We start from the raw sequence: 19,960 nt of genomic DNA on the forward strand, positions 1-19,960 counted from the left end.
CCCCTTCGGATCCCGGTGCCGAGAACGCAGGCATCGTCAATGGCCTCGCGGCAGTGGATGCCGTAGCGGCTCTCAGTCAGCTGGTCCTCGATCTCCGCCTGCATGGCCTCGGCGCGTTGCTTGGCTTCCTCCAGCATGGCGCGGGCCTGTTCGCCGGCCTGGCGCTGGGCCTCATCGGGATGGTCCTGCGGCGTCTTGGCCGCGTTCGCCAGCTCCGGCACCGGCGTCGGCTGGATGCCCCAGTTGCGGTCGTCGGTCGGGAACAGCAGGTCTGATAGCCGAGCCTTCCAGGCGTTCGTCTTCGGTTTGGTCTGGTTGACGAACAGGCGTGAGCGGTCGGACGCCTTGAGGTTGGCTTCCGTCCGTTCGTCGTAGCGGCCGTGGTACTGGCGCAGATCCTCGTACCAGCGATCCTCCACTGTCACCCGCTTGGACACCGCGTCCTTCGCCAGCCGGTCGAGGTCGTTGGCGATCTGCCGCACACGCTCCTGGAGGCGCATCTCGGCCTGCACCGCATCGGCCTGCGCCTGCTGCTCCGCCATCTCCATGGCGAGCGGCTCCTCAGTACCCTGCATGACTGTCTCCGATGATGTGCGAGGCGATGGCGCCGCGGGCGCTGACGGGCGCGACGACGGCGATGTTGATCCCGCTGCGGATCAGGTAGCGGCTGGCATCCATCAGGTGATCGTTGGCCTTGACGATCTTGCCCTTCTCGTCACGGCGATAGAGCCGGTACTCCGCCAGCCAGTTGAGGCAGGTCCGGAACACCTTCAGCCGGCCGGTGGCGAGCCGCATCCAGACGTCGTCGATTCCGGCGTCTATGGCGTTGTCGGCAAGGCTCAGCTTCAGCCCGAGGTCGCTGTAGTTCTGGACGAGCTGCTGGCCGTCGCGCTGGGATCGGCCGCGCGAGGCGGGATCGATGACGCCTGGTATCCACTCGCCGCGAGCACGGATGGCGGTGGCATGGACTGACGGCTCCGCCTGACCGCGGTAATGCTCGGCGTAGAGGTAGACGGTGTCGGTGTTGATGTCGTGGGCACCCCAGATGGCGGCCGTCCGGTTCCAGCCGACATCGAGGCCGTAGGCGCGCTTCCAATAGGCCGGAACGGCGAACGGCTCCACCGTGATGGCCGATTCCTCAACCGGGTAGATGGCGCCAGCCCCCAGCGAGGGGATGCCCTTGGATCGAGCGTCTCGCAGGTATGGCTGCGTCGAGGCCAGCAGTTCGCGCTTCGTGTCCGCGTCAAGATGCGGGACATCGTCCCAACCCGCCTGGACCAGATAGCGCGAGGAGGTGATTTCGGGCATCGTTGGGTCTCTTCAAATCTTTGCGGACCAGGTGACCAACCACGGACCGCCAGTCACGGCGCTGTTGTTCGTCGTCGCCGACAACCGGACCGTGATGTTCGTTGCGTCCATCGACTGGACCGCCGCGCGTTCAGGATTGCTCGTGAAAAGTACGGTCACGTCGGCCCAGATCGGAGCCGCCGACAGTCCGTGCGCGATGGTGCCGATACCGCTGGCATTGAAGGCGACCGACGCAGTGCCGGCTGCCTCCAGGACGATGCCGATATTTCCTTCCAGCACCTTGGTCGCAGATCGCGACAGGTCGTTCAGCGGACCGAGTGCGCTATCGAACAGATCGCATCCCGCGATGCGGTAATTGTCGCAGTTGGAAATCTCAATCCCATAGCGCCCGTTCGTTCCACGTCCACTGTAATTCCCGGTAGCCAGTCCAAGAATCCCCCATCCCTTATTGTTGATTATTCTTGCGCCTGAGCCACCATTTCCGGCTGCAGCGCCTCCGTATGCGGACCAATTCTTGACTCCGGGACCAGAAATTTTCAGGCCGTTTCCGTAATTTGCAGGCCACTCGCAAGCGGTAAAGAGCAGTCCATCGACAATCCCGCCAGAGAACGTCTCAACAAGGCAGCCCTCGCCTTTTGACAATCCAAACCAAACATTGCAGAATTTGGTATTGTATACTCCGCCACCATTTGGAACGATTTTGCAGGCCGACGCATCCGCCCCGCTGGCGACCATGTAGGCGCTGTCGAAATGGCTGTCTGATACCGTGATTGCGTAGACACTCTGCCCTGCCTGCGGCTCGACCAGCAGCGCGTTGCCGTGCGCAGTCGCATTGACCCGCGACAAATATGCCGTATCGCCGTGCCGCAGCCTGATGCCGAAATCCGGCTGAGTAACTGCCGTGCCGGCGCTGATCGTCACGCCCTCGATGATAAGGTTGGACCAGCGCGTGCCCGCGATCGCTCCGGCCCCGGTCGCGGCCACGCCATCCGCGAAACCGCAATTGATGATTCTCGGTCGCGTGATCATGGTTGACGGATCGCCGACCTCTACGCCCACGTAATACCCGTAGAACTCGCACCCCTGCACCACGGCGCCGTTGCCGGCGATCACAGCATGCCGGCCGGCCGTACGGGTGACGGACGCCGAGATCTTGAGGTTCCTCAAGCCCGATGCGGCGCCGAGCACGAAGACATCAGCCGTCGCGCTGGTGGTGATGACGGTGCTGGCGTATTCCCCTTCCCCCTCGACCGTCACACCGGCTGGGATGGTGACGGTGCCGGAAACGTAATAGGTGCCGCGGCGGAGACGCAGGGCGCCGCCGTACGGCATGCTGTTCACGGCAGCCTGCAGTGCCGACCGATTTGCCGCAGCAACGGCGGCGTTGCCACTGCCATCTGCGCCGAAGTCTAGCGACACCACCACATCATCCGCCCGTGCGTCGAGCGTGCGCCCCTTCACCACCGCCTGTGAGGCGTCGCCATCCTCCTGCAGCAGGCCTTCACGGATCTTCGCGACGGTGACGCGCTTGGTATCCGCCCCGCTGTCGATCGGGATGTTCTCATCGCCGGTCAGCGTGTCCGCTTCTGGCAGCTGATAGATGCCGATTCCTTGGGCCATGGGATCACCTCGGCATGGAAGAGACGGTGGGCGCCAGGCTCGCAACCTGCCGCGCACCGGTGGATGGGGATGCCGACGCTCGGCCGGCCCGCGGCGTCACCGCCTCCAGCAGCTTGTCGAGCGGGCAGCCGTCGATGTGCGGACGGCCAGGACCGATGCCGCAGCAGCGGCAGGGCTGAGAGGTGGCGTTGATGGCCATGGCGTCAGTCCTCCCGATGCACGCGCACCACCCACAGCGGGGTGGTGCTGGCCAGCAGAAAGGCACGGAGCGGGATCGGCGCACCCAGGAAGCAGGGCCGAAGCTCGGTCACCGTGATGGCGGGCAAGGGCTCCATGGGCGAGCCTCCGGTCAGGCCGTCAGCCCGCGCACGACGGCGCGGAAGGTGATGTTCTCGCCTTCACCGGCCGGGTCCGCGAGCAGGTTGCCGACGCGCTCCATGACGGCCGCCCGAGCCTCTGCCGTCAGTTCGTTCCATGCATTGCCGCCGCCGGCCTGCTCTGCCTCATGGGCCGTCCGGGCGATCAGGTCGATCGGAACCGCCGGCACTCCCTGGCCGCGGCGGTGGTTGGCCTCCGCCAGCAGGAAGCCGAACAGGGGCCACAGCTTGCGGAAGGCGTCGTCATGGGCAATGCGCTCGCCGATGTCCTGGCGGAAGTTGGCCGGGTTCACGCAGGCGGACTCGCCGCGCACCGAATAGCCGTTGTCCAGCGTGATGTGGCAGATGGTGACGGTGGTGTTGGGCAGGGTCAGATAGTCGGTGCCGGCGATGCGGGACCGGATGTATTCCTCCGTCACGCGCTCGGCCGGGGTGCCGGCGATGGCGCGGGCCAGCCCTTCGTCCGACAGCAGGCCGGCGGGTTTGATCTCGATCACATCGGATCCGGCCGCACCGGTCAGCGTCTCCAGCACCGGGGCCGAGATCACGTCGCCCGTGGTGCCCAGCGGGATGAGATCGGCCGGGGTGGTCTGTTCGGTGGTGTCCTGCTGCGGCTGATCGGCCGCGTCATCGTTCGCCATGGTGGCGCGCTCCTGATGGTGGGTCAGCTGGTGGAGAGCCGCATCTCCTGCGGCAGGAACTGCATGACGACCTCGCTCAAGCCTTCGAGCGGGGTGAAGGTCAGCATCACCACGCCCCGCGTGGTGGCGGTGCGGATCAGGGCCTCCTCGTACACGTCGGCCGGCGGCTCTTCGTCCAGCCAGATCACGTGCTGTTCGGTGCCCTCGAACGAGCCGCGCCCCTGCTGGTAGCTCTTGAAGCCGAGCACGGACCAGCCGGCGGACTTGTGCTTGATCGGGATGGTGTCCACGAGGTCCTGCACGCCCTGCTTCCACGTCGGCCGGCCGAGCCGGACGCCGGGTATGATCCCGGTTCCGGTGACGTTCTTCTCCGCGCCGCGGACGATATCGCCCAGCAGTTTGGCCTGGACGATGTCGCGCGTGGTCTCGTTCGTCTTGCCGGCCGCCCAGGCGCGGACCGGGTGATGGAAGCGCTTGCCCTCCCACCAGTCGGGATAGTCGCCGGTCAGGTGGCAGGTGGTCTCGAAACCGCCCGACACCGTCTTGCCGACGCGGTTGGCGGCCATGAAGCAGCGCTCGCGGTGGGTGGCGCCGACGCGGAAGAACTCCATGTGCTTGGGGTAGAGCTGCCGGGCGCGCGGACCGTCGTCAGGGAACAGGGCGGCAAAGCCAATGCGGGAGAGGCGATGCTCGCGCTCCTCCAGCATGGCGAGCAGCGCCTCACGCTCCTCACGCGGCATCGCGGCGATCTGGGCGGCGGTGAGGGCCATCATTCGCCCTGCCCTCCCCCGCCGGCGCCGCCCAGCTTCGCCAGCTGCTCCGCGATCTTCGCGTTCAGCTCCTCGTCGGTCAGCGAGGCGTGGTCGATCTTGCCGGAATGCTCGATGGCGACGTTGTCGCGGAACTTCAGCGGGCGCTTGGCCTTCAACATGAAGATCAGCAGCGTGTCGGAATACTCGCGGACGGTGCCGCACTTGGCGCCCTGGTAGAAGACCGGCTTCAGCGTGCCGTTGTGGGCGCGGCGCAGGGCTTCGTCTTCCAGGGCGTCGATGCCCCGCTCCACCGCTTCGTCCCAGAGTTTCGCGAAGGCGGGATCACGCTCGCGGGCCTCGTAGGCGGTCTGCCGGGGATAGCGCGCAGTCTTGCACGCGGCGGTGATGTTGCCGCCGTTCTCTTCGAGCGCCTTGAGGAAGGCCGCCCTTTTTTCCTCGGTCCGTTCCGTACGTGTCGCCATACCTCCCAAGATCGGAGGGATGCGCGATGTTCCTCAAGAGTTCGCAGTACCCATAGGCTTTGGAGTCGGCGCAAGCGCCAAGGGTCTATGTTAAGCTTCATGCCTCTCATCAGGGAGATCGCAGATATAGGAGAACTCGATGCGCGTCTATCCTAGTGGAAAAGCCGCTCTGGCTTATAACGTGCCAGTAGGAGCGATATTTTTAGCGAGAGTAGTTGATCAACCCGCCTACTTCATAAAAGGCAGTTACACCGAGCACCCAGAAGACACTCCAGAAAAAATATACATAAACTTAACTGAGATAAGCGGTCACCGAGAAAGCATTCCATCAATCCGTTCCTCGGGATTTCTGAATACAGGTCCCGTATTAATTTTAAATAACTCAGTGGAAATCGCAGTTGATATCAATAGCGTAGCATCTCCGAACGACACATTCTCTCCAGGGAACATCATGTATTTCGATGCCGTCCCCCATCTCTTGTACGATGGAGGAGCCATCAACCTCACAAATGGCGAGGTTAAAAGATCAGATACCTCCAGTGCACGGATAGCCTTCTCGCGCTGGTCAATCGTTGACAGAGAGGCTGGCCGAGAGGTGATCCTGGCTACCTTCCCATCGCATGAGCGGATCACTGCGCCGCACCTCCAGCCCTGATCACCTCCACCACCGACACCATCCGCCCATCGAGCGCATAGGCCCCGTGCCGCCCCATGACGAGGCGAGGCCCCAGTGCCTGCACCGCCCGCTCGATGGGCGTCCTCTCCAGCATCATCCCGCGCCGGACATCCGCCAGCACGATCACATCGCGCCGAGCCTCCGGCCGGGGATCGTTCGGCCGGCGCAGCCCGATCCGCAGGCGCCGAACCTCGACCGTGCGAGGCTGAACATCGTAGCGCGCCCCGATCTCTGCATCGGTCAGCCGCTCGGTCAGCACCAGGCGCCGAAGCTCGGCATCGTCGCAGGGCCAGCCGCGGTGGTTGACCAGCCCGATGGCGCGGCGGAGACCTGCGACCTGCCAAGCCTCCAGCTCCCATTCGTCGGCGATCTGAGCGTCAGTCATGCCGCGCACCAGGACCAGCATGGGCAACGAGGCGCGGAGCCCTTCGGGGACGCGGCGGCGGGGCTGTGCGACGGCCGTCATCGTGCAATCTCCCAGAGAAGTTTCGGCCCGGTCGGGTGGGTGTCCGTCCGGGGGCGGGAGGGGCAGTTCCACGATCCGCCTCCGCGTTCGCCGATGAGCTTCCAGCCACAGGCCCGCAGGCTCGCCCCGCCCTCGCTGGGCAGCGTGTAGGTTCCAAGCCGGCGGTAACCGAGCGCAAAGGTCGCCCGCAGCGCTGCCCCGTAGAGGAAGCTCGTTGGGTTGTGGAAGCACTGCTCACCCTTGCGATTGAGCTTCCCCGGAATTGCGCGCTTCGCGACCGTGCAGAGGCGTGTCACCTCCAGCGTGTCGCCATCGTCCCGTATCCGCGACACCGGCCGCCCGACGATGGCAACGCCCATCAGTTCGCGGCCCAACATCGCACCAAGGCTGAATTTGTGGCCCTGCACGGGCTCGTGGTGGCGGTGAAGTCGCGCGACGAAGGCGTTGGCCTCATCCAGGCTGATCGGGCAGAGCGACAACTTGGTCATTCGGCACCCCCGACGGCATCGGTGGCGACGATCCGGATAGCCCTTGCCCGGCGGCGGTCCCGCACGATGGCGCCCCGCTCCTCCATGCCCTCCAGCAGACGGTGGACCGGAGCCTTGCTGGCGAGACCGATGCCGGCCGCCATCTCCGCGAAGCTCGGGGAATCGCCGCGGTGGTCGCGCTGGTACTGGTCGATGAAATCCAGCAGCTTCCGCTGCCTCGGGGTCAGGCCGGTGACCTTCGGCTCCTTGGCGGCCAGCCGGGATTTCAGCCGCTCGACCTCCGCCTCCAGCACGATGTTCCGGGCCTGCAGCTGGCGGATCGTCCGGGCCATGGCGGCGGTTTCTTCGGGCATGGTCACGGTTGCGGTGGTCATGCTGCGTTCCTCCCCTGCCGCTTGGCGACGATGACCTCGACCATCGAAACCCCCAGGACCTTGCGGAGCTTGAGGTCCAGCTGCTGGGCAACCCAGTCGCGGTGGTAGACGCTCGGGGCCACGATGGTGGCGACGCCGTCGGCGGTGCTGACCTCGCACGGTGCGATCCAGCGCTCGTACTCGACCGGGTCGAAGTGCCCGGCATAGGGCTCCGGCGCAGGGGCTGACGGTTTGGCCGGTTTGGCGGGCCGGGCGTTGGCGATGGCGGTGCGGACATCCCCATCGAGGATTGCCCGCAGGCTGCGCGGCTGCCCTCCCCCCTTCGCCTCCAGGCGCTGGAACTGGCGGTGGACCTCGTCGACCACGGCGGCGGCCGTGTCGGCAGGCGGCAGACCACGCTGCGACCCGACCTCGATCCAGTCGGCGAAAAGCTCCGCATCGGCTGGCGCCAAGGGGCGATCCGGATCGTCAAACCAGCGGGTGAATGCTGCCTGCACGCCGTCGCGAATGGCGGAAATCCCAGCTCCAATCCATCGGCGGGCGGGCGGGCATCGTATCGCGCGCCCGCACGCGGCCCGCCCGCCGAGGATTGTAAGATTCCAGTACTTCTACCATTTCACTGTCCTATCCTTTCATTTCAGATAGTTTTCAGGCGGATTTCCAGCGGACGTACCGTCGGACAAAGGCGGGTTGTCCGGTGGTACGTTGGCTGCCTGTCCGGCGGACATCGTTGTTTTGTCCGGCGGACACATCGCCATTTTCCGCGTTGCGCTTCGCCTTTTTCCGCGCCCGGTCCGCGTCCTTTTTCGCAATGTCCGCCAGACGGGTTTCCCAGGCCTGGAGCGCCAGCTTGGCGACCACCGGGTGATAGAGCCGGCCGTCGGAGCAGAGCACCCAACCCCGGAGCGCCTCATCCTTGATCGCCTTCCAGGCCGCGACAGCGACGCCATATCCCGCAGCGTCGGCCAGCAGGCGGTCGTTGTTCGGCAGGCTACCGGCCGGGCGCTGGTGGGCGTAGGACTGCCACCACAATGTGAGGGCTGCGACCTTGGCCTCGGCACTGGCAAGTACCCAGGTCTCGCTGTTCAGGAGCTTGTCCCCATAGAGCGGCATCCATTCGTAGCCGCCAAGATCGACCTCGGGCGGCACCATCGGATCGGGAAGGCGTTCGGTGGACATGGGTGCTACTCCGCCGCCTGGGCAGGCTGCTGCTGGTCGAGGAGATCGAAGAGGCTGAAGGTCGACAGTTCCCGCTCGGCCGCCTGGAGGTGGGCGACGCCGTCGAGGAAGTAGGCGGCGTTGAGTTCATGGCCCCGGCCCTTGCGGCCCATCCGGATCGCGCGGTTGGCGACGGTGTGCAGGCCACTGAACGGGTCGAACACCAGCTCGCCCGGCATGCTGTAGCGGCCGATCAGCCGGTCGACGATGTCGAACTGGAGCGGGCAGATGTGCATCTCCAGCCCCTTGCGCGACTGCTCGCCGTTCAGCGTCCGCATCCGGTTGATGTCGTGCCAGACCTTGCTGCACCAGCTGCCGGGGGCGAGCGCCATGAAGGTGGAGGGCAGCGCGCCGCGGACCAGCAGCTCTTCACCGATGCGGACATGCGCCTCGAAGTCGTAGACGGCCTTGAGGCTCTCTGCGGTGAAGACGGTCGCCAGGTCGCCGGGCTTCATGGCGGCCAGCTCGTCGGGGGTCAGCAGGCGATTCCCGCTGGAGCGCCAGAAGGCATGAGCATCGACCTGCCAGCGGGCGAGGCTGTAATCTGTCCGCTCCTTCGTCACCGGCGCGTCGGCATAGCCCTTCGACCGGTTGGTCTGCGGCTTGCGGAGCAGCAGGATGTACTCCGGCGATCCCACCCCCATCTTGGTCCCGTCCTTCAGCATCTCGCTGTAGCCGAGCCGGTAGGTCTGGTTGTTCTCCCGGACCACGTCGGTGACGACGGTGATCATCCCCATGTAGTCGAAGCCGTGGCTCATGTAGTGGAAGAGCGCCTCGGCATGGAACGGGCTGACCGTCGGCACACCCTTGCCGCTGACGGCGCCGAAGACGATCCGGTCCTTGACGTGGACGCAGGCCAGCCGGCCGGGCTTGAGCGTGCGCAGCAGCTCGGGCGTCAGGAAGTCCATCTGCGCCCAGAAATGGGCGTTGTCGTCGGTATGGCCGAAATCGTCGTATTTGTCGGTGTACTCGTAGTGGTTGGCGAACGGGATGCTGGTCACCAGCAGGTCGATACTGTCGCTGGCCATGCGGGCTGTCTCGGCGACGGTGTCGTTGTTGACCACGGTCCAGTCCCGGCCGGACACCTCGATCCGTTCCACGCCAATGGAGCGTTGGAGGGTTTCGACCATGGACAGGCTATCCAAGCCGTGCGCCTTGATGATCTCGCTCATTTGGTCCGCCAGCTCGTTGTGGCGCGTCCACTTCGCCTGCAGGTCCCGCACGATCTCGCGCTCGGCCTCTGTGTGGATGATGTCGATTTCCACGGCGCGCGGCTGAAGGAAGCGGTAGAGGCGGTGGACGGCCTGGATGAAGTCGTTGAACTTGTGGGCGACGCCGAGGAAGACGGCCCAGGCACAGTGGCGCTGGAAATTGCAGCCGCTTCCGGCGATGACGGGCTTGGTGGAGAGCCGGGCGATCCNGGCCTCGCTGAAATCGATGATGGCCTGTTCGCGCTGGTCGAGGTCCTGAGTGCCCCACACGCTGACCACGCCCGGCACCGTGGCGGCGATGGCGTGCCGTTCCGCCTCCAGGTCGTGCCAGATCACGATGTGGTCGGCCGGCCGGGCGGCCAGCAGGTCCTGCAGCTTGGCGACGCGGGCCGGCAGGGTGTCGCGACGCTCGCGCGCCTCGTCCTTCAGCCCGATGGCGCCGCCCCGGAACAGGATGCCCTGGCCGTCGCGTTCGGCGCCGGCGTCGGCAAGGTTCGTCTGCACCTCATGCCACCGCACCACCAGCGGCGGCAGGTCGTAGCCCTCATCCGAGAAGCCGAGGTCGGAGGGGCGTTGCAGGAAGATGGCCCAGCTGTGCAGCCATGCCCAGAACTCCGCCTCCTTGTGGGGGAATAGGGTCAGGTCGCCGGCCTTCTCGCTGTTGCGCTGAAACCAGCGGGTCAGCGCCTGCCCGGTGTCCATGATGCCGAGGAAGCCGGCATAGTGGATCAGCTCCTTGTAGCGGTTCGGTGACGGCGTCGCGGTGGCAACGAACCGGTACTGGACCTGATCGAACAGGGTCAGGAAGGTCTGGTAGGTCTTGGAGCCGTAGGAACGAAGGATGGACGCCTCGTCCAGCGACACCGCGGTGAAGAGGTTGGGGTCGAGCTTGCCGTCGCGCACCGTCTCGTAATTGGTCAGGTGCAAGCCTTCGGTATCGGCTTCGTCGATGGTGCGGATGAAGCGGATCCTGATGCCCAACATGGCGGCGTCGCGGATGAACTCCTGGCGCACGCCCAGCGGGGCGACGATCAGCCCGCGGCCGCCGGCGTGGTCGAGGATCAGGCGCAGCGCCTCCAACTGCATCACGCTCTTGCCCAGGCCGAAGCGGGCGAAGATGGCGCGACGGCCGCCACGGACTGCCCAGCGGACAATGGCGCGCTGATGACCCTTCAGAATCGGGTTGATGTCGGTGTCGGCGACCTCGAAGCCCATGGCAGCGGCCATGCGTACCTTCTTTTCGAGGAATCGCCGGTAGGCGTCGGGCATCTGGTTCATGCGGCGGCCTCGAATTTCGTGGTTTCATTGCCCCAGCAATCCCAGCCAGGCCGCTGCGATCGTGCGAACAGCTCGACATAGGGGCCGTCGTACAGGGCCTCGATGTCGGCGTGCATCTGGTCGGGCTTGCGGCTGTGCTCGCGGCGCGGGGCGTCGATCAGGTTGCGAATGGAGCGGGATCGTTGGACCGGACGGCCGATGGTGCCGTGCAGCCAGAATTCAGCGGCGGAGCGGTAGATGTAGCCTGGCCCGAAGGCCCAGCTGGCGCCGGTCGGCGATTGCTTCGCCCAGGTGCCGGCGGATTTGAAGGTAAAGCCCCATGCGGCAAGCGTGGCGAGTGCCTGCGGCAGCATCGGCGCCGTCGCCCACATGATGCAGGCGCAATCGGGCGCGGCCAGCTGCGATACCGGCAGGGCCTGGATATCGGCGAGCGACATGCAGCGGTAATGGGCCTGCGGGGACTTGGCCTCGCCCTTCGGGCTGCGCAGCGCGAACGTCCAGGCGGGGTCGGCCAGGATGACGCGGTAGCGCAGCGGAGCGAGGTCGCCGAAAGGCCAGGAGGCGGAGGTCATGCGTACCTCCGCATCTCGTATTGCTTCGCTAGCCGGGCGGAAAGGCGTTGCTTGGCGTGAAAGAGCCAGCCGGGCGCAAAGTCCTTCACCCGCGCGATGCGCTTCAGATCCGCTTCAGTGCGCGCCATGTTCTCCAACTCCTGTGTGGGCCACGCACGCATGGCACTGTCGGTCAGCTGGTCGAGGCTGCGCACCACGGTCGGAACGCTGGGCGCCTGGAAGGTCCGGCGGCAGCCCGGGCAGCACGGCGCCGGCGCGAAGCGGCGATGGCATTCCGGACAGCGCACCGTCCGGTGCTGGTTGGGGATCAGACCATGCTGGAGTGACCATGTGCGGTCGGCCTCCGGCATACCGTGGAGCTTCACGTTGTCGGCGAGGTCGATGATGCAGGCGCGCTTCTTGCCGGGGTTGATGCGCAGCACCCGGCCGCTTTGCTGCATGTAGAGTTGGGCCGATTTGGTCGGACGAAGGAAGATCGCCCCGGCGACGACCGGGATATCGGTCCCCTCCGAGATGATCATGCAGCTGGTCAGCACCTGGATGCGGCCGGCGGCGAGCCCACTGATGGCGGCGTCGCGCTCAGTCGGGTCCATGTCGCCGTCAACCGACAGCGACAGATAGCCGGCGGCGCTGAACAGCTCTGCGACACGCCGGGCATGGTCGATGGAGGAACAGAAGGCGATGGCCGGCTCCAGCGGCATGCGGGCGCTGTAGGCGTTGATCGCCAGCTTGGTGATTTTGTCGTTGTTCATGACCCGGTCGAGGTCTCCGGCGGAGAAGTCGCCGCGGCTGACCTTCACGCCCGACAGGTCCGGGCTGTACGGCGACCAAACCTCGGCCGGGCACAGAAAGCCAGCGGCCGTCAGCTCGGCGACCGACGGCCCCCGGACCACCACCTCGAACAGGTCGCCGAGCGGCTTGCCGTCGCCGCGGAAAGGGGTGGCGGTGACGCCGAGGCGCTGGGCCTGCGGCATCGCCTCCAGCAGGGCCTGCCAGCCCGGCGCAACGGTGTGGTGCGCCTCGTCGACCACGACCAGGCGGATGGTGCGCAGCCAGTCGGCCAACCGGCCCTTGCGCGCCTTCAGGGTATCGATCGAGCAGACATGGACCAGGGCGGTCGGATCGGGATCGTGGTCCGGGTCGACGATGGCGGCGTCGATGCCGACGGCGGCCAGCTGGCGCAGCGACTGCTGCAGCAGCTCTCGGCGATGGACGAGGAAGACGGTCGGCCAGCCGTGATCCACCACGGTGCGGATGACGCCGCCGACCACGACGACGGTCTTGCCGCCCGCGGTGGGCAGGACATAGAGCACGCCGCAGACGCCGCGCTCCAGGCAGGCCAGGATCTCGTCGGCGTTCTTGCGCTGATAGGGGCGGAGCTGGAGGGGGACGTGCTTCATGCCGCACCCCCGACTAGCTTCTGCGACGCCTTGTAAACGGCGACCTCGACGCGCGGCCGGTCCTTGTCGACAAAGCCCTCCTCGATCTTCAGTCGCACCTGCCGGTCGTTGGCGATCAGGCGGGGTTCCAGGATGAAGCCGGCGCCGACCTTCACGCGGCGGGTCTGGAGGGCGTCATAGACGAGGCTGGCGTCGAGATCGGGCCGGTGCGAGGCGTAGAAGACGCGGACGTGGACGGCGACGTCGCCCTCGTAGGGCTCCGGCAGCTTGGCCACATGCATGCCGGCGATGGCCTCGAAGTCCAGAGCCTTGTCGCCCTTCCGCAGGCGGGGCTGTCCGCCAATCTTCACGATCTCACGGCTGTTCCCCTTGGCCGCCGGTTCACCGGGAATGGTGAACCGGGCCAGGAGGTCGCCGCGCTGCCATGTGGGTTGCGGGCCGGCCATGGCGATCAGACCGCCGTGCGGACGTCGTAAGACGGGGCCGACGTCGGGGCCGTCAGGAGCCGGCCGCGGGCCAGCGTCTTGGCGGCGTCGATCAGTTCGTCGCGGGTCACCTCCTCCAGGCGGCCGGCGAAGTAGGTGTTGATCTGGTTGGCCCAGGCCTCGCCGGTCTTCGGGCTGCTGACGTCCATCAGTGGGCTGTTCGTCTCCAGATCATAGAGGGTGAATTTCCCTTCGATCTCCCAGACCTCGACACGGCCAGCTGGCTCGTCCTCGGCCTGCTGATCGTTGCCGAGCAGCACCTCCTCCTGCGCGGCTTCCTCCCGCTCGACCTGTTCGGCCGCCGGCCGCACAAACCGGGGCGCTTTTCCCTCCTTGGCATCCTTCAGACCCAGCAGCCACTGCGTCTTCAGCGCGCCGCGGTCATGCGGGCAGTCTTCGGTGAACGAATCCCGGGCGGCAGCATCGAAGCCGGCGAAGTAGGCCGCCATCTTCTCGGCGCCGCTGACCTTGCCACGCTTGGCGATCGCGATGTCGGTGACTTCGGCGCCGGCCGGCTGCTCGTCGCCCTGATCTTCCGACTGACCGGCCTCCGGCCCCAGCACTTCGCCGCGCGCCCTGCCCTGCTCCCACAGCTTCGCCTCGACGCTGTCCTCCGGATGCGGGTTCATCTCGGGGCCATGACCCAGGCGACCGGCGGAAAGCCCGTTGTTGGCGATGAAGCCGGCGTTCTCCGGCATCTCCTCCGCCGCCATCAGGGCGGGGATATCCTCTTCCACCGCTCCCGGCTCCGGCACCGACGGCGGCTCCACCTCGAAGGGAATCTCCTGATCCTGCGATTCCTTGCTCTCCTCCGGCTCTTCACGCTGGAGGGTGTCGCTCGCCTGCTTCAGGGCCTCCTTCACCGCCGGCTTTACCTGGGCGACCATGAAACCGAACAGGTCCAGCTGCACCTTGTCGCTCAGCAGGGCGGCGATGGCGACTTGAAGCTTCCGGATCCGCTTCTGCCGAGCATCGTCATCATCGAGATGGCGGATGCCATGACAGAGCTTGAAGATGTCGAAGTCGATGCCGGCAGCCTTCACCACCGCCTTGGCGCCGCGGACCGGCTCGCGGGCGGCTTCAAGGGCATCCTGTGCTTCGACCAACTGTGTGGACGCGAGCCGCAGGGATTCGGCGACATCGGTCTCCGACAGATTGGTGGGGTTGTCTTTCGCTTTGCGGGCCACGTCGGGCGCTCCTTACGGGGTGGGGGAAATGAAGGGGAAGGCAGCGGCCACGCCTCGCGGCAGGACGCGGTAGGCGCGCTGAGCATGGGTGGGGCAGTACGAGAGGCCCGGCACGGACGGGGCGAGGCACTTGCAGGAATCGTCCGGTGTCGGCAGACCCTCGATCCACTGGCAGGTCTTCGCCGGGGCGGCGATGAAGCCGGGGCGGATGGCATAGGGCCGCATTGGCCGGCCATCGCCGCCCTTCTCGGCGGCTAGACGCTTCTGCTGCTGGTCGACGATGATGGCGGCGCGCGGCTTGGCCGGCGGAGCGACAATGATCTCCACCGGTGCAGGGAGGCTCTTCGGAGCCGGCGCAACGATGCGTGCCTTCTTCCTGACCGGAAGCGGCGCAGCAGCAGGATGCAGCTTTCCCGCCGAAGCCTGAGGCATGCCCGGTCGGTCGGCCACATCGGCAAGGGCGACCAGCATCGGGTCGAACACCAGGGTCGCGGAGCAGGCGCAGCTCATGCCAACGCCCTCCCCACCAGCAACCGAAACCGACCGCCGAAGGTCTTCCGCGCCTCGGCGCGCACCAGATCGGCGAGCAGCGTGGCGGCCGAGCGGGACGGCTGCTCGGCACCCAGCCGGCGCAGCGCGTCGCGCAGGCCCTGCCGTTCGCGCTCCCGGATGGCCGGCACGCCGCCGGTCTGCCCTTCCAGCTCGCGCAGGCGCCAGAGCGTGTCGCGCTGTTCCGCCGTCGCGTCCGCATCGAAGAGGAAAGCGACGAAGGGCATGCCCCAGCGTGCATGCATCTCCTCAAGGGTCGGCATCGGCGGAAGATGGCCGCTGCGCCACCGCCAGGCGGTGTGGTCCGACACGCCCCAATCTTCCGCAATGCGGGCTTCTGCCGACTTCAGATCCGTCGGCTGGCCGTCCTGAAAGGCATAGGTGCGCAGCAGCCACTCTCCGAACCGGGCGCCGGCTCCATGCTGTGACTGCACTTTTCGTAGGGCCGCGTCGGTTGCGGCCACACGCCATGCGGGCAAGATGTGGTCCATGATGCTATGCCCGCACCACGATGCCGAACAGCACCGCCGCCCCGGCGACGCAGACCCAGGCGTGCCGGCGCTCGCCACGACGGGCCCAGCCCAGCAGCGGCGCGAGCCAGACCAAAGGTGCCCGGTCGGTGGTCTGGAGCGCGCGGAATGGATGCGGAGAGAGGCGGCGGAATGGGACGACGTTGGTCGCCCCGACATGGCGGCCCATTGCCGGGCAGTCGCCGTCGACATTGAAGCGCGCGAATTCGGCAGTCGCCCACTGTGTGCCTTGATGCATGATGGGAAGGCGTGAGGGATGGCGCATGGCTTAGCCCTCCGCCTTCGCGGTCTGCATCGACCGCCAGTGCCGCCCTTCGCCGTGCTGGAGCCACCAAGTTACGGCACCGGCCCGGTTGGCGACTTTCAGGGCGCGCAGGATCGCGGTGATGTGCTGCTTCACGGTTCCGGGGCCGACCCCCAACCGTGCGGCGATCACACCGCTGCGCTGCCCTTCGGCGATCAGCGCCAGCACCTCGTTCTGGCGCGGCGTCAGGTGGACACCCCTGGTGCTGGTGATGGGGCGTTCGGTCATCAGGAGCCCGGGGAGGTCATATCGGCGCTCCGCGCCCAGATCCTTCATGGCCGCGGTCAGGTGGACCTTCACCGTGCCCTCGGTGATTCCCAGCTCGCGGCCGATCTGCTTATTGGACAGGCCCCTCGCCGCCAGGATCGCCACGTCCCGGCGCCGAGCAGAAAGCTTGGCAAGGCGGCATGTACCGGCCGCAGGCGGAGCGATGGCCGCGATATACGACGGACGGAACATCGCCGCGGTAAGGGGAAGGTTGATCGATTTGGGAGTATGGATCACGCCATCCGGGATGTAGACGGCCGAGCCGAGGCTGATGTAGTTCTGGTGCAAGGAATTGAGCATCTCGGTTCCTCATTGCGATTACGGGAGCCGGCGCGGGTGGGGATCTGCAGCCGGCTTTCGTGTGTCTGGGGGTCAGGGTTCGGCCGTAGCGTCGAGCGCGGCGACGTAGGTCAGGAAGGCCGCGCAGCCGATCGACGGCACGGCCAGGAACAGCGCCGCCCAGGCGCCGACAGCCACCGACGCCATGGCGAGCAGCAGAAGCGCGTGGGTGAGGACCAGGGCTTGGGCGAGATCGCGCATCAGGCGGCCCTCCGCCCGATGAGGTTGGCGCGGGCGGCCATGACAGCCGCTCGCGCCGCGCATACCATGGGAGTTGCCACACAACCCATGGAGCGTTTCGAATGGACGAAAACAAGCAAATCGCAGCAGTTCTTGCCGCCGGAATCCTGTCGAGCAGACAGCGGGGTCCGGACGGTCGAAAGGATGCTGTCATCCGGGATGAGGACGCGGCCTACGCCGTGGCTCAGTATCGGGCATGTCTCAAGCATCTTGAGATTCCGCCGAAGGAATGACGCCGTCGCGGATGTAGGACAGCGTCTGGCGCCCCCAATCCACGAGGATGTCCGTGGAGAGGTGGCCGGCATAGGCTTCCAGCAGCGGCAGCAGGTCCGGGTCGGTCTCGATGGCGGCCCGGACGCTTTCGGCCGCGACCAGCAAGAAGTTATCGGGCCTGTCGTATGGCCACTGCGACCGCATGACGATGAAGACGCAGCGGTGACGGAGGTCGGATGGCTTCTCGGTAATCACGGCGAACTCCTCGGCGATCGCGCCAAGCGCAGCGTCGATGGCCGCGGCAGGGCAAAGGCGGGGTGCGTTGCGCATCAGGCAGCTCGCCCTTCGGGGTGGACGGTGGGCTTGCGGCGCCCGGTCCGTGCCCTCCCGGCTTCCACAGCTGTGGTGTTGGGGAGGACGTCGGGGCGATCAACGCCAACCGGCCATTCCAGATCGGGGGGCCAATGATCGGCGAACCACTGCTTGAGGCGCAGATAGACATCGACCGAGCAGGAGCCGCCGGAGCTTATGCGCTTGAAGAACGATCCGTCGTTCATCGCGCGGGTCGCAACGCGGGCCTCAGACACCCCCATCGCGGAAGCGTACTGAGCAGCGAGCGTGGAGAGCTGAGTTCTGTAATCCATGATCGAGACAATGCGGGAAATTTCCCGCATGGTCAAGCGCGCTTTCCCGCATTCTTTCCCGCGTTCACGGGGCGGGAAGACGCGGGCAGTATCCCGCATATGTCGATTACGTTCTTCGACCGCATCGAGCGGCGGCTAATTGCTACCGGGCAGACCGAAGAGGCCGCCAGCAAACGGGCTGGGCGGAACCGTGGCTATATACGTGATCTTAAGCGCAAGAAGAGCGTTCCGAACTCAAAAAACATTGCCGGCCTTGCAGTCGCGCTGGAATGCAGTAGCGAATATCTGCTTGGTCTCTCTGAAGAACCCGGTAGCCCACCGACTGGGCAGGCGACGGAAGTCTCAGCAGAAGAACCGCAGATCACCAAGGACGAGCGCCTCCTGATTACGATTTACCGTGCGCTTCCTGATGAGGAAAAGAATTGGATTTGGCAGCAGGTGCTTCGTGAGGCGGAGAGGGCTGGTATTGCAATTGATGACGCCGAATAGCGGCGGCCAAAATCGAAGCCGCCGCCTTCGGGGGCAGCTTTCGGAAGGCGTTTAGCAGCCTCCGCTCATCCTCTGAAAGTTCCACGTCGCGCCCCACCGCCGTCATCTGGCACCCAAAAATGAGAACATAATAGGAACATTCTCACAACAGCCCACGCCGCGAGTTTCTCAAAAGAGTTCGCGCACCGCGTGCCGTGGTGTTCCTGTCCGCCGCTGATGCGGCTCCACTTTCCAGCATAGGAACACCCCGGCAAGATTGCCCCACGGGCAACCTTCCTCCCGTATCTGTTCGGACAAGCCGCTTGCTGGTGAAGACTTTCCGCCGGATTGCATACGGGGATACTCCAATTGTTGCCGCCATCCATACACATGAATGTTAAGGGGGAAGGAGGGGATGGCGGAAACGAAAGCGTGTTCAAAAGTGGTCACGCGCAGGAAAGAAATTGTAACCATCCGCGACATGGAGAGGTTACAAGTCCGTCATCATTGTGAGGCATGGCGACTGAAGAGCAATTTCAAACCATAACTGAGTGCCCGCTTTTTTCGGAGATTTCCGGTAAAGCCCTCTTCGCCGTCTTGGAGGCGTTGGAACAGCGTCAATACGCCGCACGCGAGACCATTGTCCGGAAGGGTGACCCAAGCTGCGGCGTCCATGTCATCGTGACCGGTCTCGTCACTGTCTATCAGGCCCACGGGGCGAAGATGCTGCGCCTCGCATCGCTTGAGCGCCCCCAGCCTCTGGGTGTATTCGGCGCGTTGCGCGGCGGCCCCAGAACTGCGACTGCCGTCGCTGAAACCGACACGATCACGCTGTGGATCGGCCGAGAAGCGCTACTGGATGCCCTGGACCGTCAGCCCGAGAGCTGGCGTGGCGTCGCGATGTATCTCGCCGACCAGGCTGTGAGGATGGCCGAGACAGAAGAAGCGCTCTTGCGCGATCTGCGCCACCGGCTGGCGCGGCTGCTGCTGCGGCTCGCCGATCCGCTGACCGGTGCCGTGCCCGCGACGCAGCAGGATATGGCCGAGATGTTGGGCACGCACCGCTCGGCGCTACAGCCGCACATCATCGCGTTTCGGAAAGTCGGCGCGGTGCAGGCCGGCCATCCGATGGTGATCAATCGGCGGAAGCTGCTGGAGTTCGTGTAGGCACAAGAAAGCCCGCCGGCCGGGCGGCGGGCGGGCTGTTGCTGCGCGGCTTAAAGAGAGGCTCTGGCCTCAGGGTATTCATCCCAGGTGCGGCCACGCAACTCGCGTCCAGCCGCCTTCTTGTTGGTGCCGCCCCATTGCTTGAAGAAGAACGCGACGCCCTGGTCATGGCAGGCGTCGAGGAGATCGTCGACCCAAGCCTGAGCCATCGGACGCGCGCCCGGCCCGGACTCGCCACCAACGATTGCCCAATGAACGCCTTCGAGGTTGGGGGACGGGATCGCGCCGATCAGCGGCTCGAAAGAGACAAACCGCACTGCCGCCGCTGTCTCGCGCAGATGATCCAGGCGGAATTCATAATCGGCGCTCTCCACGCTGGTGCCGAGCCAGACGTTCGGCAGGAGCGGAAGAGTTCTCGAAAGCTCGGCCATCCGCTCCGGCCGCTTGGTCAAGATCTGATAGGTGTGGCGCCGCGTGCGAGCCATCGTGTACCAGATACGCCGGATCGCCTCTTCTGGCACTGCCTCGTGGAACAGGTCGGACATGCTGTTGACGAAGACACGGCGTGGAGACCGCCATTCCAGAGGCGCCAAAATCGCCTTCTCATCGACAGCGATCTTGCCGGTCCAGACATCACGGCGACCGGAACGGCGGGTGGTGCCGACGTATTTCTCCTGCCCCATTTCTCCAGCCGAGCGGCATCC

The 19,960-nt window shown here is 65.8% G+C and carries 29 protein-coding genes; 3 read left to right on the top strand and 26 right to left on the bottom strand.

What is annotated here, in order from left to right; genetic code table 11:
• From I71_RS25935 to I71_RS25965, 8 genes are all read right to left on the bottom strand, one after another.
• Positions 1 to 575, bottom strand: a 575-nt coding sequence (locus tag I71_RS25935; protein WP_199902261.1) for a hypothetical protein, incomplete at its 3' end; no start/stop codon positions are given.
• Positions 562 to 1,308, bottom strand: coding sequence for a phage DNA packaging protein GP2 (locus I71_RS25940; protein WP_042700734.1), 747 nt, complete (start codon positions 1,306 to 1,308; stop codon positions 562 to 564). The genes I71_RS25940 and I71_RS25935, both read right to left, overlap by 14 nt.
• Before the next feature lie 12 nt (positions 1,309 to 1,320).
• Positions 1,321 to 2,928 (bottom strand): hypothetical protein, encoded by a 1,608-nt coding sequence (locus I71_RS25945; protein WP_042700738.1) that lies wholly within the window; start codon positions 2,926 to 2,928, stop codon positions 1,321 to 1,323.
• A gap of 4 nt (positions 2,929 to 2,932) precedes the next feature.
• The gene (locus I71_RS25950; protein ID WP_042700740.1) at positions 2,933 to 3,127 is read right to left on the bottom strand and encodes a hypothetical protein; all 195 of its coding nucleotides are present in this window, start codon (positions 3,125 to 3,127) and stop codon (positions 2,933 to 2,935) included.
• 4 nt (positions 3,128 to 3,131) lie between these two features.
• Positions 3,132 to 3,263: a hypothetical protein gene (locus I71_RS40695; protein WP_280109918.1), complete on the bottom strand. Its 132-nt coding sequence runs from the start codon at positions 3,261 to 3,263 to the stop codon at positions 3,132 to 3,134.
• Positions 3,264 to 3,277: 14 nt separating this feature from the next.
• Positions 3,278 to 3,946: a Gp49 family protein gene (locus I71_RS36470; protein WP_244434056.1), complete on the bottom strand. Its 669-nt coding sequence runs from the start codon at positions 3,944 to 3,946 to the stop codon at positions 3,278 to 3,280.
• 23 nt (positions 3,947 to 3,969) lie between these two features.
• Positions 3,970 to 4,719 carry a terminase large subunit domain-containing protein gene (locus I71_RS25960; RefSeq protein ID WP_049976333.1) on the bottom strand — a complete coding sequence of 250 codons (750 nt, stop codon included), beginning with the start codon at positions 4,717 to 4,719 and terminating at the stop codon, positions 3,970 to 3,972.
• Positions 4,716 to 5,180, bottom strand: a complete 465-nt coding sequence (locus tag I71_RS25965; RefSeq protein WP_042700742.1) for a hypothetical protein — start codon at positions 5,178 to 5,180, stop codon at positions 4,716 to 4,718. The genes I71_RS25960 and I71_RS25965 overlap by 4 nt, the downstream gene beginning before the upstream one ends.
• Positions 5,181 to 5,319: 139 nt before the next feature.
• Between I71_RS25965 and I71_RS37775 the strand changes: the two genes are divergently transcribed.
• Entirely contained in the window at positions 5,320 to 5,835 is a 516-nt protein-coding gene (locus I71_RS37775; RefSeq protein ID WP_148294374.1) for a hypothetical protein, read from the top strand.
• Here the strand turns inward: I71_RS37775 and I71_RS25970 are convergent.
• The 17 genes from I71_RS25970 to I71_RS26050 form a co-directional block, all read right to left on the bottom strand.
• The gene (locus I71_RS25970) at positions 5,810 to 6,322 is read right to left on the bottom strand and encodes a hypothetical protein (RefSeq protein ID WP_042700744.1); all 513 of its coding nucleotides are present in this window, start codon (positions 6,320 to 6,322) and stop codon (positions 5,810 to 5,812) included. The two genes, I71_RS37775 and I71_RS25970, sit on opposite strands and share 26 nt — an antisense overlap.
• Positions 6,319 to 6,810 carry an XF1762 family protein gene (locus tag I71_RS25975; RefSeq protein WP_042700746.1) on the bottom strand — a complete coding sequence of 164 codons (492 nt, stop codon included), beginning with the start codon at positions 6,808 to 6,810 and terminating at the stop codon, positions 6,319 to 6,321. The genes I71_RS25970 and I71_RS25975 overlap by 4 nt, the downstream gene beginning before the upstream one ends.
• Entirely contained in the window at positions 6,807 to 7,184 is a 378-nt protein-coding gene (locus I71_RS35280) for a LexA family transcriptional regulator (protein ID WP_049976334.1), read from the bottom strand. The genes I71_RS25975 and I71_RS35280 overlap by 4 nt, the downstream gene beginning before the upstream one ends.
• On the bottom strand, positions 7,181 to 7,636 hold the full coding sequence (locus I71_RS25985) for a hypothetical protein (protein ID WP_042700749.1): 456 nt from the start codon (positions 7,634 to 7,636) through the stop codon (positions 7,181 to 7,183). The genes I71_RS35280 and I71_RS25985 overlap by 4 nt, the downstream gene beginning before the upstream one ends.
• Positions 7,637 to 7,832: 196 nt before the next feature.
• On the bottom strand, positions 7,833 to 8,363 hold the full coding sequence (locus I71_RS25990) for a DUF1376 domain-containing protein (protein ID WP_049976335.1): 531 nt from the start codon (positions 8,361 to 8,363) through the stop codon (positions 7,833 to 7,835).
• Positions 8,364 to 8,368: 5 nt separating this feature from the next.
• Positions 8,369 to 10,891: a DNA methyltransferase gene (locus tag I71_RS25995; RefSeq protein ID WP_049976336.1), complete on the bottom strand. Its 2,523-nt coding sequence runs from the start codon at positions 10,889 to 10,891 to the stop codon at positions 8,369 to 8,371.
• Positions 10,888 to 11,463, bottom strand: a complete 576-nt coding sequence (locus I71_RS26000) for an MT-A70 family methyltransferase (RefSeq protein WP_042700756.1) — start codon at positions 11,461 to 11,463, stop codon at positions 10,888 to 10,890. The genes I71_RS25995 and I71_RS26000 overlap by 4 nt, the downstream gene beginning before the upstream one ends.
• Positions 11,460 to 12,863, bottom strand: coding sequence for a DEAD/DEAH box helicase (locus I71_RS26005; protein ID WP_042700759.1), 1,404 nt, complete (start codon positions 12,861 to 12,863; stop codon positions 11,460 to 11,462). The genes I71_RS26000 and I71_RS26005 overlap by 4 nt, the downstream gene beginning before the upstream one ends.
• On the bottom strand, positions 12,860 to 13,309 hold the full coding sequence (locus I71_RS26010; RefSeq protein ID WP_042700761.1) for a hypothetical protein: 450 nt from the start codon (positions 13,307 to 13,309) through the stop codon (positions 12,860 to 12,862). The genes I71_RS26005 and I71_RS26010 overlap by 4 nt, the downstream gene beginning before the upstream one ends.
• Before the next feature lie 5 nt (positions 13,310 to 13,314).
• Entirely contained in the window at positions 13,315 to 14,535 is a 1,221-nt protein-coding gene (locus tag I71_RS26015) for a hypothetical protein (RefSeq protein WP_042700763.1), read from the bottom strand.
• Between the two features lie 12 nt (positions 14,536 to 14,547).
• On the bottom strand, positions 14,548 to 15,045 hold the full coding sequence (locus I71_RS26020; protein ID WP_042700765.1) for a hypothetical protein: 498 nt from the start codon (positions 15,043 to 15,045) through the stop codon (positions 14,548 to 14,550).
• Positions 15,042 to 15,575 carry a hypothetical protein gene (locus tag I71_RS26025; protein ID WP_148294375.1) on the bottom strand — a complete coding sequence of 178 codons (534 nt, stop codon included), beginning with the start codon at positions 15,573 to 15,575 and terminating at the stop codon, positions 15,042 to 15,044. Before I71_RS26025 ends, I71_RS26020 begins: the two co-directional genes overlap by 4 nt.
• Before the next feature lie 4 nt (positions 15,576 to 15,579).
• A complete protein-coding gene (locus I71_RS26030; RefSeq protein WP_042700769.1) occupies positions 15,580 to 15,879 on the bottom strand; it encodes a hypothetical protein in 300 nt (99 codons plus the stop codon).
• Between the two features lie 3 nt (positions 15,880 to 15,882).
• Positions 15,883 to 16,485 (bottom strand): LuxR C-terminal-related transcriptional regulator, encoded by a 603-nt coding sequence (locus I71_RS40185; protein WP_049976337.1) that lies wholly within the window; start codon positions 16,483 to 16,485, stop codon positions 15,883 to 15,885.
• A gap of 72 nt (positions 16,486 to 16,557) precedes the next feature.
• A complete protein-coding gene (locus I71_RS38535; RefSeq protein WP_159107438.1) occupies positions 16,558 to 16,725 on the bottom strand; it encodes a hypothetical protein in 168 nt (55 codons plus the stop codon).
• Positions 16,726 to 16,965: 240 nt separating this feature from the next.
• The gene (locus tag I71_RS26045) at positions 16,966 to 17,307 is read right to left on the bottom strand and encodes a hypothetical protein (RefSeq protein WP_042700773.1); all 342 of its coding nucleotides are present in this window, start codon (positions 17,305 to 17,307) and stop codon (positions 16,966 to 16,968) included.
• Positions 17,307 to 17,657 carry a hypothetical protein gene (locus I71_RS26050; protein WP_042700775.1) on the bottom strand — a complete coding sequence of 117 codons (351 nt, stop codon included), beginning with the start codon at positions 17,655 to 17,657 and terminating at the stop codon, positions 17,307 to 17,309. The genes I71_RS26045 and I71_RS26050 overlap by 1 nt, the downstream gene beginning before the upstream one ends.
• A gap of 63 nt (positions 17,658 to 17,720) precedes the next feature.
• Here I71_RS26050 and I71_RS26055 point away from each other — a divergent pair, with 63 nt between their 5' ends.
• Both I71_RS26055 and I71_RS26060 read left to right on the top strand, forming a co-directional pair.
• Entirely contained in the window at positions 17,721 to 18,110 is a 390-nt protein-coding gene (locus I71_RS26055; protein ID WP_042700777.1) for a hypothetical protein, read from the top strand.
• 495 nt (positions 18,111 to 18,605) lie between these two features.
• The gene (locus I71_RS26060) at positions 18,606 to 19,256 is read left to right on the top strand and encodes a Crp/Fnr family transcriptional regulator (protein ID WP_042700779.1); all 651 of its coding nucleotides are present in this window, start codon (positions 18,606 to 18,608) and stop codon (positions 19,254 to 19,256) included.
• Between the two features lie 50 nt (positions 19,257 to 19,306).
• Here the strand turns inward: I71_RS26060 and I71_RS26065 are convergent.
• The coding region (locus I71_RS26065; protein ID WP_042700794.1) for a DUF5131 family protein at positions 19,307 to 19,960 on the bottom strand (654 nt) is incomplete at its 5' end.

Source organism: Azospirillum sp. B506, assembly GCF_000333595.1.
Taxonomy (GTDB): Bacteria; Pseudomonadota; Alphaproteobacteria; order Azospirillales; family Azospirillaceae; genus Azospirillum.